Raw genomic sequence first — 13536 nt, forward strand, 5'->3', positions numbered from 1 at the left:
AGCGGAAGGCGCGAAGACTCCTGCGGGAGTACGGGGCAGGGGAGACCCCGCAGGAGCGAAGCGACGAGGAGGCTCCCCGGCACGCCCGCGGAAAGCGAAGCGCCTGGAGCGGAAATCAACAGCCAAGTATAACAGAGCCAAAATAATAAAAAACACAACAGTTTGTTGTGTTTCAATTCATCTATCGAAGTCGATCCAATAAGAAACCGCCTTTAAATCTTCTTGGCTCATATGAAATAATAAACGCACTAGGTTCAAACATCTCCACAGTTGCAATTAGTTCATTTTCTCTATTTCTCTTTGTCAATATTTCCATTCGATAACGTTCACTGTCTCGGCCTTCACCCGTATATAAAGTAACGCCGAAGCCATTTTGTCGTAATGTGTCTATCAAATTACTATTTTTTTCTTGTGTATTAACCGTTACGTTTATATAACCAATAGCTATTTTTTGTTCCAATTTCGTCCCAAGGATAATTCCTAACCCGAAGCCAACTGCATAAACAACCATTGATACAAAACTTTGATCTCCACCAAATACGAGAGAAAGGCCAAAAACATAAATTAACATTTCTGCAATACCTAATATCGATGCTAACACGGTTATATTTTTAACCAAAAAGATTGTTCGTAGCGTGTATATAGGTACATAAATCAGTTGTAACAGCAAAATCAAAAGAATCTCTTTCACTTTGGCACCTCTATCGTCATATTTAAAGTACTCTTTATTTTATCTTTTTTAATCTAAATAAAATAGTGTTATTCTTCCTTTAAAAGGAAAGAAGATATTTAACGTTTCTACTACCAAAAATTTCAATCTATTAGCCGTCTCCTTAATTCCAGAAACGGCTTTCGCAGCATCAGGGGACAGAGCGACACCGTACAGTGCATGGGATTATCACAAGTTCACTTTGCAGGAATTCAAGACCGACAAACCTAAAGTGGTGGATTTGCAGCAATTTGATATGTATTTTGGTGATGAAGCCAACGAAATCGTTCAATCTGAAGATGAATCCAACCGGGTTCCGGCAGCGGAAGAACAGTGGATATTAATGGGTTTTGATATATCCTATATCTCCGGACCGGAAGAACCCTTGATGGCCGCTAATCTTATTGAGAGCAATTATAATTTCTTTACAACGAGCGGTCTGAAAATCACCCCACTTGCAACCGCATCATTTTTATACCAGCTCGCAGGACTGGATGAATACGATGTTAATTTATACCCAGGTGCATCATCAGAAGTATGGTATGGAATTCTTGTCAAAAAGACAGCCGGCCTTGGTCGGCACTGTAAAAGTGTACAGTGGCTGGACAGCTGTTTCAAGTGCAAGACCGTAAAAGAGAAAGCAAAAAGCCTGGTATTGGCAGCCAGGCTTTTTTTACGGTCTAAAAATGCAAGTAAACCACCAGCACGAGTTATAAGTGCAAGTGCTGAAATAAGGCCGCCATTGGCAGCTCGATTTCAAGTATTGGAAGCTATCCAAAATCCATTCTTCAAGTGGAAGTTCCATTCAATCCCTTTAATCCCAGGATCCCGTATCTAATTTGCCCATTGTTTCAGAACTTGTTCTTGTGCCATACGATAAACTTCTTCTTCTGTTTGGTCTTTGGTAGCTATTACGTTGGTTTGATAGACTTTACCTTTATGTGTTACATAGATTGTATACTTGTACATTTTGTTCTATCTCCTTTATTTAATTCTAACTTTTTGTTCATTCCACTTCTGTAATAAATCAAAGTTCATTTAGTTATGCCTAAAAAATGTTTTTTAACTTTTTTATATTTTACAAATAAAATGAAAGTGATTAAAGCTAAATAAAAGGTCAAGATTTGACAAATTCTCAACTTAACAAAAATGAATATACTCACTAGCAACGGTAATGACTGGAAAAGTCAATAAAATCAACAAACTTTATATGATTCTAATCTCTTATGTATTTTTTTACACATCTTAGAATGCAGAAAAATGTCGAAACATATAAACTAAAAAAGGCTGGCTCCTTTTACCGATCTTAAATTACCCTTTTGTTTTAATCTTTGAAACTAAATAGCCCCAAAGTAAAAAACCCACCTTAGATAAGATGGATCTTACTTATTTATTAAACTAACGCTTCTTATTTATTAATAGTTGTGAGCTACTCTCACTAAAATGGAACTTGTAGCAGTTAAGCCATCCCTGGCTATGACAATCTATGATTGATCTAAAGAATACTGCTTCTTGAAGTAATTCTTGTATTCCCCACTAATAATTTGCTCCCACCACCACTTGTTATCCACATACCATTCAATCGTTTGAGCGACTCCCGTTTCGAATGTGTAAGTTGGTTTCCACCCTAGCTTCTCCAACTTCGTAGGGTCAATGGCGTAGCGCTTATCATGACCTAAACGGTCAGGGACAAATTCAATGAACTCTTCCGATTTTCCTAACGTGGTAATAATCGTTTTTACCACCTCTAAATTTGTCCGCTCGTTGTGCCCGCCTATGTTATAGACTTCACCGGTAACACCCTTATGCAAAACAAGGTCTAGTGCTGCACAATGATCATGGACATGCAGCCAATCACGGATATTCTTTCCGTCACCATAAATTGGTACCTTCTGATTATTTTCTACGCGAGAAATCGTTAACGGGATCAATTTCTCTGGAAAATGGAAGGGACCATAGTTATTGGAACAACGTGTAATATTGACTGGCAGTCCAAATGTTTCGTGATAAGCACGAACCAAGAAATCAGAGGAGGCTTTACTAGCACTGTATGGACTATTGGGCTGTAACGGCGTCTCTTCTGTAAACAATGTCGATGAATCCAGCTCTAACTCACCGTATACCTCATCTGTTGATACATGAACAAACTTGGTGACTTCTATTTGTTTGGCGGCATCAAGTAACACTTGCGTCCCCAACACATTCGTCCGAACAAATATTTCTGGGTCCGTAATCGAGCGATCGACATGGCTCTCTGCGGCGAAGTGGACCACATAATCAAACTTTTCTTTTTCAAAAAGCGGTAGAATGGCTTCGCGATCAGCAATATCGGCTTTCATAAAATGATAGTTTTCCATCTTTTCGATCTCACGGTGCTTGGTTAGATCGCCCGCATAGGTTAACCCATCTAAATTATAAATACCATACTGAGGGTATTTGTTTATCATATGTTGGACAAAGTTTCCACCAATGAATCCGGCTCCACCTGTTACAAGAAGCTTTTTCCCTTGCATTACTCCACCTCTTGCTTTAACGCTTTTAAGTACTGCTCTAAGGATTCCTGCCAAGACGGCAATGGAATAAATCCATTGTCCAGTAGCTTTTGCTTCGACATTCGGGAATTCATGGGTCGGACTGCCCTGGTCGAATATTCCTCGGTTTTAATGGAATGAACTTTTACTATTTTGCCTGCTTTGTGAAAAATTTCTTCAGCAAATTCAGCCCAACTGCAGAATCCCTCATTCGTGGCATGATAAATTCCATATCGATCCGTTTGAATCATATCAATTAATAAACGTGACAAATCCAAGCTATTCGTTGGCGAACCCACTTGATCTCCCACCACATGTAGTCCATTTTTAGTTTCAGACAATCGCATCATTGTTTTCACAAAATTATTCCCGTTTAGTCCAAAAACCCATGATATCCGTACGATGAACCAATCGGATAAGATCGTTTGGACAATTTTCTCCGCTTCATATTTGGTCTGACCGTAATAACCGACGGGGTTGGGCTCGCTCGTTTCGTCAAAAGGTACTTCACCCAATCCATCAAAAACATAATCTGTACTGATATACATAAATTTAGCCCTTAGTTCCTTGGCGGCGCAGGCTAAATACTTGGTCCCATCGACATTCACCTTCCAGCAATTTTCTTGATCATCCTCTGCTTGATCAACCGCCGTATAGGCAGCACAATGGATTATCGCATCCGGATTGATTTCTTTTACAACCTTGGAAACAGAACGTTCATCTGTTATGTCCAGATCTTTTGACCCCACGCCAACCATTTCAATACTGCGCCTCGCCCCTTCACGAACCACATCAAAACCGAGCTGTCCTGTAAAACCCGTCACTAGAATTTTCATCGTTTATTCTCCAAATTAAAAATTATTTTCTGCATCTGCTAGTAGCGGAGCCAGTTCATCTTTTGTTGATAGTATCGGAGTCATCTCAACTGGCCATTCAATCCCAATGGTTGGATCGTTCCAGATGATGCCCCGGTCACATTCAGGTGCATACAAGTGGTCTACTTTATATTGAACTTCTACATCATCGGTCACCGTCAGAAATCCGTGTGCAAACCCCTTAGGAATCAATAATTGACGTTTATTTTCCGCACTTAACTCGATTCCAAACCACTTTCCATACGTTTGGCTTCTTTTACGAAGATCGACGGCCACATCAAATATCGCCCCTTTGGTACAGCGAACGAGCTTGGTTTGCGCTTTTGGATGTAATTGATAATGCAATCCCCGTAATGTCCCTTTGGCTGCCGAGAATGATTGGTTATCTTGAACAAATTTCACAACGATTCCTGCTTCTTGAAGCCTTGCCTCGCTATAGGTCTCCATAAACCAACCACGATGATCGCCAAAAAGTTTTGGCTCGATAATCATTACCCCTGGCAGGGAAGTCTCAATCACATTCAACCTATCACCTCTTTTAATACTTGATGCTGCCATTGGCTACTTTTAATAGATATTGGCCATAACCCGTTTTGGAAAATTTCTCACCTGATTCAATTAATCTATCAATATCAATCCAGCCATTGATATAGGCGATCTCTTCGGGTGCCGCGATTTTAATTCCTTGATGATCCTCAATTGTTTTTACAAAATTAGTGGCTTCCACTAAACTTTGATGTGTTCCCGTATCCATCCACGTAAAACCTCGACCAAGCAGCTCAACCTCAAGTTCTTCCATCCGTAAATATCGATCATTTACAGTGGTAATCTCTAACTCACCTCGTGCCGAAGGTCTGACACTTTTGGCAATATCCACAATTCGATTGTCGTAAAAGTACAATCCCGTGATCGCATAATTTGATTTTGGTACCTGCGGTTTTTCTTCGACGCTTAATACTTTTCCATTTTCATTAAATTCCACTACACCAAAACGCTCTGGATTTTGCACATGGTAACCAAAAATGGTTGCCCCACTCTCCTTTTGAGCCGCACGTTGGAGAATTTTTCGCATCCCACTGCCGTAGAAAATATTGTCTCCTAAAATCATCGCGACAGAATCATCGCCAATAAACTCTTCCCCAATTAAAAAAGCCTGGGCTAATCCATCTGGGCTCTCCTGGATTTTATATTCTAGATGTATTCCAAACTGTGATCCATCTCCGAGCAGCGCCTCGAAACGCGGGGTATCCTCTGGAGTTGAAATAATCAGAATATCACGAATCCCTGCAAGCATTAAGGTGGAAAGCGGATAATAGACCATCGGCTTATCATAAATGGGTAATAATTGTTTACTGGTGACCATCGTTAACGGATATAAGCGTGTCCCGCTTCCACCTGCTAGAATAATAGCTTTCATCGTAACCTCCATTCCGGGTCGTTATGGAAGGAATTTTAGTTTGGGCTGCCTATCGGGTTTCATTCCTTTATGTATATATGCTTATTTTGTAGTTCACGAAATATTCCACCGCTACATACGAACAGGAATGTTCGATGTTTTAATTAACGCTGGTAAAAATAAAGAGCCCGATTTCTACGTTGGCAATCGAGCTTAATTTCAGGATAACTGGGAATCTGAGAATGATTGACTCGATGACACAAGAATGCCAATGATTTCCCATAAATTATGATTGAATAGATGATTTAAAAACTGTAAAATTAATAGAATTGATTTTGCCAATGCATCGGAGGAAATTATGAAAAAGAAGAATAGACGCAAATGGAAGATTGCCGGCTTTAGCATATTGGGGATTATTTTACTCATCGTTGCGGGCCTTGGATATGAATACTATAAGATACAGCCGACAAATCATTTTTCCACGGTGCCTGTGGTAAGTTCAGGAAAAACGGGCGATACCACATCAACAAGTGAATCTGTCGAGGTAAAAGAACCCGTTTTTAACCTGTTATTGATCGGGTCCGATGAACGGAAAGGTCAAAATGTAGGTCACTCGGATTCGATGATGTTGGTCCATGTCGATTTAACAAAACATCAATATGATGCGATTAGCATTCCACGTGATACCCGCGTTCATTTAGATGGGTACGGCTATACCAAACTAACAAGTGTTCAATATATTATGCAGGCCACAAAAGGCGCCCAAAAAGGGGTGGAAGCAGCAGTCAATGCAGTCGCTGAATTAACGGGAACTCCGATCAATTACTATGTCGAAACCAATTATGGCGGCTTTCAAGCAATGGTTGATGCCGTCGATGGCATTGAGATGAGCTTACCATTTGATGTGAAATTAACACATCCTTGGTATGGTGAAAACAAGGATAAAGTGATAACTGCAGGAACCCATTCCTTTGATGGAAAAATGGTAGCTGAGGTTGTACACGAGCGCTATTCCCTCGCAAGTGGCGAATATGGTCGGCAAAAGTTACAAGAAGAAGCACTAAAAGGAATTGCAAAGAAAGCCTTAAGTCCAAATAATATCACCAACTTGCCTTCTTTAGTGAAATCCATCCCTGACTTTGTGATTGCGACCAATATGTCTACACAAGATATGTTAAGCCTTGGACTAGCAGCGAAAGATTTCGACCCCAACACCCAGTTGGAATACCACCAAATTCCCGGTGAAGGAAAAAGAATGTACGATGATATCTTAAAAGCAAATAACTACCAGCTAGTGATTAATCAGGACAAAATCAAAGATCTAGTAGCTCAGAACTTTTAAATAGAATGGATTGGTAACTCTATTAAGCCGAATGATGATAAAGCATCATTTGGCTTTTTTTCGCTTTGGAGTGGGGAGGAGACCCTTTTAAAAATAGGCTTTGGCAAAGAAGTCAGTCACGATAAGTGGCTCTACGTGACCCAACACGTTGGAATTTATTGAGTTCAGTCACGTAGGGTGGTTCTACGTGACCCAACACGTTGGAATTTCTTGAGTTCAGTCACGTAGGGTGGTTCTACGTGACCCAACACGTTGGAATTTCTTGAGTTCAGTCACGTAGAGTGGTTCTACGTGACCCAACACGTTGGAATTTATTGAGTTCAGTCACGTAGAGTAGTTCTACGTTACCCAAGACGTTGGAATTTATTGAGTTCAGTCACGTAGAGGGGTTCTACGTTACCCAACACGTTGGAATTTCTTGAGTTCAGTCACGTAGGGTGGTTCTACGTGACCTAAAACGTCCGAAAATTTTCAGTACAGTCACGTAGAGCTACTAGGTAACGAAAATGTGATAGAATCTCTGATCGCCTCACCTAAAAATAAAAAAACAACCCCTAAAAAGACGGGATTGTTCTAGAAAACGCTTTCAATTTATTGATGTGTTTCGATTAACTGGTCTCCTCTTTTCGCTGCAACCATTAGACTCATAATCAAAAGCATAGAGAACGATCCAACAAATAGGCCTGCAATAAATATAAACATAGTATTACCTCCTAGAGTGTGTTTGATAATTCGTAGTAAGGTGTTCAATCATATTCGGTAACTGGCTAGCATAGTTGTGAAAACCTTAGCCCCTCTAGTTTTGCGACACCATCTTTCAATGGGAGTGCCCTTTCGTACGAACTATGTGTTTATTTTCATATTATACCATCTATTACTAGGATTTAATAGCCCTATAAACCTATTTAATATGATAATAAAGTGACGCAACGACGGTCTTACATCCATTTACACTTCACCACATTTATTGTCGAAATATTTTTTCAATTTTCGCACATTTCTACTTTTTTCCCGAACAGTGTTTGGGTATCATAAAGGAAACAATCTGAAAACTTACACCCCCTAGGGGAAGGCCTATTTGAGATCTCAACTATTGAAAGCGTTATCAATAAAAAACATAAATGTTTATCTATGTCGATCATAGGAGTGGATTTCATGGACAAACAGGGGAATCTATTAATTGGATTAATTTGGGGTACATCACTTAGTGTTCCGTTATGGATTGCGTTTTTCGGTTGGATCAAAGTAATCACTCATTTTATTTTCTAATAGGCTGGACCGGCAACAGTATCATCTAAAAAAAGCGTAAAAATCCTTATCTCATAAGGGTTTTACGCTTTTTTTTGATGAAAATCGATTCACTATCCCATAAATCACGATTCCCACTATCACTCCCGCACTATCAATAAAAATATCTTTTACCTGAGCCCCTCTGCCCGCTACAAATAACTGGTGGTATTCATCTGAGATCGCATAAAGGACACAGATCCCAATAACGATCAAAAGGCGTTTAAATCCTATGACCCGATTAACTCCTAACGCAATCTGCACCCATATTGCCAGGACCAGGTAAATAAAGAAATGCGCATTTTTTCTTACGATATGATTCAAACTGTCTAAGTTTAATTCCGTTTCAGGAGTAACCTTCTCCACGGTTTCTACCACTTTCTCTGTTACTCCTATACTAAGCTTGTCAGAGTTCTGAGCTGGCTGGGCCGAAAGATTAAATATGAGTAACATCCAAATGACTACAATTAGCCATGGTAAAAGATACATGAGTTTTCGATACTTTAACATGACTCTCGCTCCATCTCCATTTGCAACTCTGACTATCCAAAATATATAACCTCCATTCTACCATTTTTTCAGAGAATATAAAATTATAGTAAAATTTCCCTAAGCGACACTTATTTCCGTGATTTTCTAAATAAATCCAATAACTTATAATAATTTGTTAATTTGATTTTTTTAAATTATTAAAAAATTATCTTGTAATCTCTCGACAAAATTGTTATTATAACCCTCATGAAAAATTATTTAACAATACTATTTTCGAGACAATAGTATTATATGAATATCAAACAGGAGGTACATCAAATGGGCAAAAAATTTTTGAAAGTATTTTTAATAATACTCCCTTTTATTTCTCAGTTAGCTGTTTTACCATTCGTAAATCGAATTGACCCTGTTGTTTTAGGATTACCCTTCCTTCAATTTTGGCTCTTTTTATGGATCGTATTAACACCATTTTGCACACTTGGGATTTATCAACTTCAAAAATCAGAAGGGAGCCTTGACTAATGCATGGAAATTTGACAGCTTTGTTAATCACAGTATTCATTGTCTTGACCGTTGTTTTGATTGGATTTATAGCAGGGCGCAATAAATCTTCGCGAAGTTCTGTAGAGGAATGGTCTGTTGGCGGTAGACGCTTTGGCGGATTGCTAGTTTGGTTTTTAGTAGGGGCTGATTTATATACAGCTTATACATTTTTGGGACTGACGAGTACAGCCTATGCAGGGGGAAGTCTTGCATTCTTTGCTATTCCTTACTGTATTTTAGCCTATTTTGTTTCTTACTTTTACCTTCCTAAGCTATGGAAAGTAGCGAATCAATTTAAATTAACCACACTTGCTGACTATGCCAGAGAGCGTTTTGGCAGTAAACTTCTTTCATCTATTATTGCTATTGTCGGTGTATTGATGCTTATCCCGTATATTGATTTGCAGTTAGCCGGAATTCAAGATACGCTTCAAGTAGCTGGAACAGGATATATCAATGTTAAGGTAGTTGTGATTACGTCATTCCTGCTTGTGGCCCTTTTTACATTCTTTAGCGGAATCAAAGGCCCAACCTATACAGCAATCATTAAAGATGTTCTTGTATGGGCGATTATGTTATTCCTTGTGGTTTCTCTGCCGATTATCCATTTTGGCGGTTGGAGTCCGATGATTGATACACTTGTGAAGGAATCACCACAATTGCTGACGATTCCTACAGATGGCCCCAAAGGCATTCCATGGTTCATGACAGCTTCTGTAGTTTCGGCCTTGGCATTATTTATGTGGGCTCATGGAGCAACAGGAGTATTCACAGCGAAAAGTGCGGATGCCGTTCGAAAAAATGCGATGTTCTTGCCTTTATATAATGTGGTCTTAATCCTAGTCATTTTCCTTGGCTTTGTTGCGTACCATGTGTTACCGGCTGGAAGCGATCCACGTTTTGCCTTTTTAAATCTAATTCAAGTTTCATACGGTGGTATTGGACAAGGGTTAGCTTATTCAACGATTGCCCTAGCATCATTAATTCCATGCTCTATTATGGCGATCGGTGCTTCCAACTTATTTGCAAACAACATTTATCGTGATTTAATCAATCCCAACGTAAAAGGGGCTAAATTAACTCTCGTAACTCGTTCAATGGTGTTTGTTGTCATTGGTCTTGCTTTATTATTTGGACTGTTATTCCCTACAGCATTAGTATCTTTGCAGCTTTTAGGTGTTTCAGGAATGGTTCAAATATTCCCTGCGATTGTTGTCAGCTTATTCTGGAAAAATCAAACGAAAGAGGCAACAACCATTGGATTGCTTGTTGGGTTGGCAACAACATTTACAGTGTACGGAACAAACAGCTCGCATGGAATTTACGAAGGGTTTTGGGGATTATCAGCAAACTTCTTAACCATTATTATTTTAAATCCTTTTTTCACAGCAAAAGCGAAACATCAATCAAATTCTGTAAAAGAGTATCTGTTTAATCCTTCAAAGTCTGTACAATCAAAACATAGAAAAGGCGCATAATGGGGGAATTTTCAACCCTATCAATGCATAAAAAGGCCCTGGGAGAGGTTATTCTCACTAGGGCCTTTTTCCATTTAAAATCCTCGACTTAAATGAAACAGGTTAGTTTAAGAAGGTATGTTCTAATTAATAAGAGAAAAAGGATGGATAATGCTTTGAAAAAATAGTACTCCTTTTAAGGGAGTATGGATGTGAAGTTGTAATTTGTTGTTAGGAAAGCTGCTAGTATTTTGCTCTTTTGTTTTCTATCCTTACGTTCCCTTGCTCGGTCTTGTCCGGTTTCATGTAATTTTTTCTCTTCTTCTGTTTCTGGAGTGACCTTTGGAACATGTGCTGGACGTTTATCTTGATCAAGTGCGACAAACGTTAACAGTGCAGTTGCTGCAATTCTACATTCACCACTTTTTAAATCTTCAGCAATAATCTTCACAAAAACTTCCATGGATGATGTACCTGTCCATGTCACATATGATTCAAAACAAACCGAATCGGATGTGCGAATAGGATATAAGAAATCAACTGAATCAGTTGAAGCAGTTACACATTCCCTGCGACTATGACGAGCTGCGGAAATAGATGCTACCTGGTCCACATCACTCATTAATTTCCCCCCAAATAGTGTATTGTGATTGTTTACATCATTTGGAAATACACGACTTGTTCGTATAACTCGTGTTTCTCTACAATATTTTCTTCCATACTTATTCTCCTTATTTATAGTTATCTAAACCGTTGTTGCCATCGTACATACGCCACGGGAATTTGTATAGCTCTTTGCCTTCTGATAATACAGAATCTGTATCTCCAAATAACTCGACAGATTTGTGGGCTGTTTGAAAAAAGCGTTGACATTGATTTAAGGAAGAATTATTAATTGCTTATAAATAATGATAGTTGAATATTTCAAATAAATAAAATATTTAAAAATTATATTTCCATATAAAAAACCTTTATGGGGGAACTTTTGGAATAGCTAATTCCCCTTTTCTTATCCCTAATTAGAAACACCATCATACCAGTAGATACCACAAAAATTTAGTAGTGTATTATGTAAACCGATGCATTATACTAGGGGTACTACCAGCCCCTTAGATTTTCAAGTAAAGACAATTGTCCAACCCTTCGCTGGCTTAGGGTTTAGCCTTCTTGCGAACACCTATGTCTTTCGGTCTCTTTTTGAGCTCACCATAGGGCAGGAGTTACCTGAGCTACCTTTATCCTCTTACAGCAATCCTTCCATTGGAATTTTCACATTCTAAAGAATGTCTGTACTAAAATAAAGGCTTAATACTTCGTTAGGCTAATTCTTGTATTCCGGCATACTCAATAAAGTCATCGATATACCAATGCTTATATAGCTTATGATCCACCATCAACCTTGATTTCTTTTTCGTAACCCATGTAATGGTCAAATAAATACATAACTTAAAAATTTCAAACCCTACATTATTGCTCTTTAATAGGAGGAAATTATTTACATAATGTAGAAATAATGAAAGGCAGGTAAATATTAAAGGGGGATTTGAATGGAGTTTTCAGTTCTCATTGATTGGATGCAATATTTCTTGTGGATTATGGGTGGATGTTTAATTTTTTTCATCCTCATGTTATTTTTTTTCAATAGATACACAATGAAGAAATTAAATCAAATGGAACAAAACGAAAAAATGAATGAAATATAACGAATGAAACGGTGACATTTTTCAGTGTTTGCGTTAGTTAAGATATTCGGCCCTTCCAGCAGAATGTGGATAACAACGCTTCCGCTGAGAAGGCTGTTATATGGAGGAATGGAAACATAGCAGCTATCATCCACAACGAGAGGGGGTCAACTCGTTTTCCTATTTCATATCTTTAGATGGAATTTTAGAGAGTTACGGTGTCATAAATGTCGTTTCTAAAATCTTGAAGTATGAAACCTATTCCCAATAAAAAACTGGATAGTCATTTATACTATCCAGCACATCTTATTTGTAATAAGTTTTTGTTATTTTCTTCTTCATCCTTGATTTTACACAAGATTTAACGAATGATGTTTAGTATATCACCACAAAGATATTTCAACATTGTCCCTAGTATCGGCCCCGCATACGCCAAATACGATGACGGCCACACATGCCATCCAACCCACTATTTATTATAATAGAAAACGCTTACATTTTTAAGTTTTAATGAATATTCAGAAAAAATATCATAGTTATACTTACTATTAATTTAAGAATAATGGGCAAAATCTACTCTTTACCTTCTACGGTAACCACTTTTTGACCACAAATCAATTCTTTTAAAATCGGGTATATATGACGTTTGCTTTCACGTCATGCACAACAAAAACCTTGTAATTTTTATGTGCCACAACGGTTTTATTTCCTTCAAACTCCCACTTCGTCTTATTTTCGGTTATATTCACAATGACTGAATTTTCATTTTTCCTTCTCTTATCTTTGAACAAAATAGTTAACTCGACTTAAATCACCGCCCAAGTGGCGATTATTTACTTGGGTCTTTTCTCGCAGGTCACATTGTACCATTACAAATCTAGGAATTTATCATCTCCTAAACAACGAAGAAAATGGCACCACATAATGGCGCCATTCCTATTTCTCTTGTAAACTACCAAGTTAATATCACTGTATGCAACCTATCTGACTCCTTACCCAACATACTTAATCATTGCGACTTCATCGCAGCAATTAAACTTAGGACAATTCATACAATCCACCCACACTTTTTCAGGCAAAGTCTCCTTTGCGACGATCTTAAAACCACATTTTTTGAAAAACTCTGTTTCGTATGTAAAAGACATTACACGGCTAATTCCAAGTTTCGGTGCATCACTTAGAATACGATTAACTAATCTTCGACCAATACCTTTTCCAGCAT

The 13536-nt window shown here is 38.3% G+C and carries 15 protein-coding genes and 1 riboswitch; of the genes, 5 read left to right on the forward strand and 10 right to left on the reverse strand.

The genetic code is table 11. The features are described from left to right. Nucleotides 1-181 precede the first annotated feature (181 nt). Entirely contained in the window at nt 182-691 is a 510-nt protein-coding gene (locus tag J7E77_RS03290; protein WP_088089906.1) for a DUF2179 domain-containing protein, read from the reverse strand. A gap of 259 nt (nt 692-950) precedes the next feature. Between J7E77_RS03290 and J7E77_RS03295 the strand changes: the two genes are divergently transcribed. Further along, nucleotides 951-1547, forward strand: coding sequence for a hypothetical protein (locus J7E77_RS03295; protein ID WP_214712321.1), 597 nt, complete (start codon nt 951-953; stop codon nt 1545-1547). On the opposite strand, the gene J7E77_RS03300 is transcribed toward J7E77_RS03295, so the two are convergent. From J7E77_RS03300 to rfbA, 5 genes are all read right to left on the reverse strand, one after another. Further along, entirely contained in the window at nt 1544-1678 is a 135-nt protein-coding gene (locus tag J7E77_RS03300) for a BA3454 family stress response protein (RefSeq protein ID WP_098932569.1), read from the reverse strand. The two genes, J7E77_RS03295 and J7E77_RS03300, sit on opposite strands and share 4 nt — an antisense overlap. A gap of 515 nt (nt 1679-2193) precedes the next feature. Next, nucleotides 2194-3222, reverse strand: a complete 1029-nt coding sequence (gene rfbB / locus J7E77_RS03305) for a dTDP-glucose 4,6-dehydratase (protein WP_214712322.1) — start codon at nt 3220-3222, stop codon at nt 2194-2196. Beyond that, nucleotides 3222-4076, reverse strand: a complete 855-nt coding sequence (gene rfbD, locus J7E77_RS03310; RefSeq protein ID WP_214712323.1) for a dTDP-4-dehydrorhamnose reductase — start codon at nt 4074-4076, stop codon at nt 3222-3224. The genes rfbB and rfbD overlap by 1 nt, the downstream gene beginning before the upstream one ends. A 15-nt stretch (nt 4077-4091) precedes the next feature. Further along, on the reverse strand, nt 4092-4640 hold the full coding sequence (rfbC, locus tag J7E77_RS03315; protein ID WP_214712325.1) for a dTDP-4-dehydrorhamnose 3,5-epimerase: 549 nt from the start codon (nt 4638-4640) through the stop codon (nt 4092-4094). 13 nt (nt 4641-4653) lie between these two features. Next, the gene (rfbA, locus tag J7E77_RS03320) at nt 4654-5532 is read right to left on the reverse strand and encodes a glucose-1-phosphate thymidylyltransferase RfbA (RefSeq protein WP_214712327.1); all 879 of its coding nucleotides are present in this window, start codon (nt 5530-5532) and stop codon (nt 4654-4656) included. A 337-nt stretch (nt 5533-5869) separates the two neighbouring features. Between rfbA and J7E77_RS03325 the strand changes: the two genes are divergently transcribed. After that, nucleotides 5870-6853: an LCP family protein gene (locus J7E77_RS03325; RefSeq protein ID WP_214712329.1), complete on the forward strand. Its 984-nt coding sequence runs from the start codon at nt 5870-5872 to the stop codon at nt 6851-6853. 755 nt (nt 6854-7608) lie between these two features. Continuing rightward, a riboswitch (cyclic di-GMP riboswitch) is annotated at nt 7609-7694 on the reverse strand. A gap of 479 nt (nt 7695-8173) precedes the next feature. Here the strand turns inward: J7E77_RS03325 and J7E77_RS03330 are convergent. Next, nucleotides 8174-8650, reverse strand: a complete 477-nt coding sequence (locus J7E77_RS03330) for a VanZ family protein (protein WP_214712332.1) — start codon at nt 8648-8650, stop codon at nt 8174-8176. Between the two features lie 300 nt (nt 8651-8950). Here J7E77_RS03330 and J7E77_RS03335 point away from each other — a divergent pair, with 300 nt between their 5' ends. Further along, a complete protein-coding gene (locus J7E77_RS03335) occupies nt 8951-9154 on the forward strand; it encodes a DUF3311 domain-containing protein (protein ID WP_214712333.1) in 204 nt (67 codons plus the stop codon). After that, nucleotides 9154-10653 carry a sodium:solute symporter family protein gene (locus J7E77_RS03340; RefSeq protein WP_214712335.1) on the forward strand — a complete coding sequence of 500 codons (1500 nt, stop codon included), beginning with the start codon at nt 9154-9156 and terminating at the stop codon, nt 10651-10653. The genes J7E77_RS03335 and J7E77_RS03340 overlap by 1 nt, the downstream gene beginning before the upstream one ends. Nucleotides 10654-10828: 175 nt before the next feature. On the opposite strand, the gene J7E77_RS03345 is transcribed toward J7E77_RS03340, so the two are convergent. After that, nucleotides 10829-11371, reverse strand: a complete 543-nt coding sequence (locus tag J7E77_RS03345) for an acyl-CoA thioesterase (RefSeq protein WP_214712421.1) — start codon at nt 11369-11371, stop codon at nt 10829-10831. Nucleotides 11372-12435: 1064 nt separating this feature from the next. Here J7E77_RS03345 and J7E77_RS03350 point away from each other — a divergent pair. Next, entirely contained in the window at nt 12436-12585 is a 150-nt protein-coding gene (locus J7E77_RS03350) for a hypothetical protein (RefSeq protein WP_214712336.1), read from the forward strand. Nucleotides 12586-12937: 352 nt separating this feature from the next. On the opposite strand, the gene J7E77_RS03355 is transcribed toward J7E77_RS03350, so the two are convergent. Together J7E77_RS03355 and J7E77_RS03360 are read right to left on the reverse strand one after the other, a co-directional pair. Next, complete coding sequence (locus J7E77_RS03355; protein WP_251027978.1) at nt 12938-13105, reverse strand: DUF2187 family protein; 168 nt, start codon at nt 13103-13105, stop codon at nt 12938-12940. A gap of 201 nt (nt 13106-13306) precedes the next feature. Next, nucleotides 13307-13536 (reverse strand): GNAT family N-acetyltransferase (locus J7E77_RS03360; protein ID WP_374102942.1); only part of this gene is annotated, 230 nt, incomplete at its 5' end.

Source organism: Bacillus sp. ISL-77, from assembly GCF_018613105.1.

Excerpts from the sequence above, each read along its gene's own strand:
- J7E77_RS03335 (WP_214712333.1), top strand. The coding sequence starts at position 8,951 with ATGGGCAAAAAATTTTTGAAAGTATTTTTAATAATACTCCCTTTTATT.
- rfbB (WP_214712322.1), bottom strand. The coding sequence starts at position 3,222 with ATGCAAGGGAAAAAGCTTCTTGTAACAGGTGGAGCCGGATTCATTGGT.
- J7E77_RS03330 (WP_214712332.1), bottom strand. The coding sequence starts at position 8,650 with ATGTTAAAGTATCGAAAACTCATGTATCTTTTACCATGGCTAATTGTA.
- J7E77_RS03300 (WP_098932569.1), bottom strand. The coding sequence starts at position 1,678 with ATGTACAAGTATACAATCTATGTAACACATAAAGGTAAAGTCTATCAA.
- J7E77_RS03340 (WP_214712335.1), top strand. The coding sequence starts at position 9,154 with ATGCATGGAAATTTGACAGCTTTGTTAATCACAGTATTCATTGTCTTG.
- rfbA (WP_214712327.1), bottom strand. The coding sequence starts at position 5,532 with ATGAAAGCTATTATTCTAGCAGGTGGAAGCGGGACACGCTTATATCCG.
- rfbD (WP_214712323.1), bottom strand. The coding sequence starts at position 4,076 with ATGAAAATTCTAGTGACGGGTTTTACAGGACAGCTCGGTTTTGATGTG.
- J7E77_RS03350 (WP_214712336.1), top strand. The coding sequence starts at position 12,436 with ATGGAGGAATGGAAACATAGCAGCTATCATCCACAACGAGAGGGGGTC.
- J7E77_RS03325 (WP_214712329.1), top strand. The coding sequence starts at position 5,870 with ATGAAAAAGAAGAATAGACGCAAATGGAAGATTGCCGGCTTTAGCATA.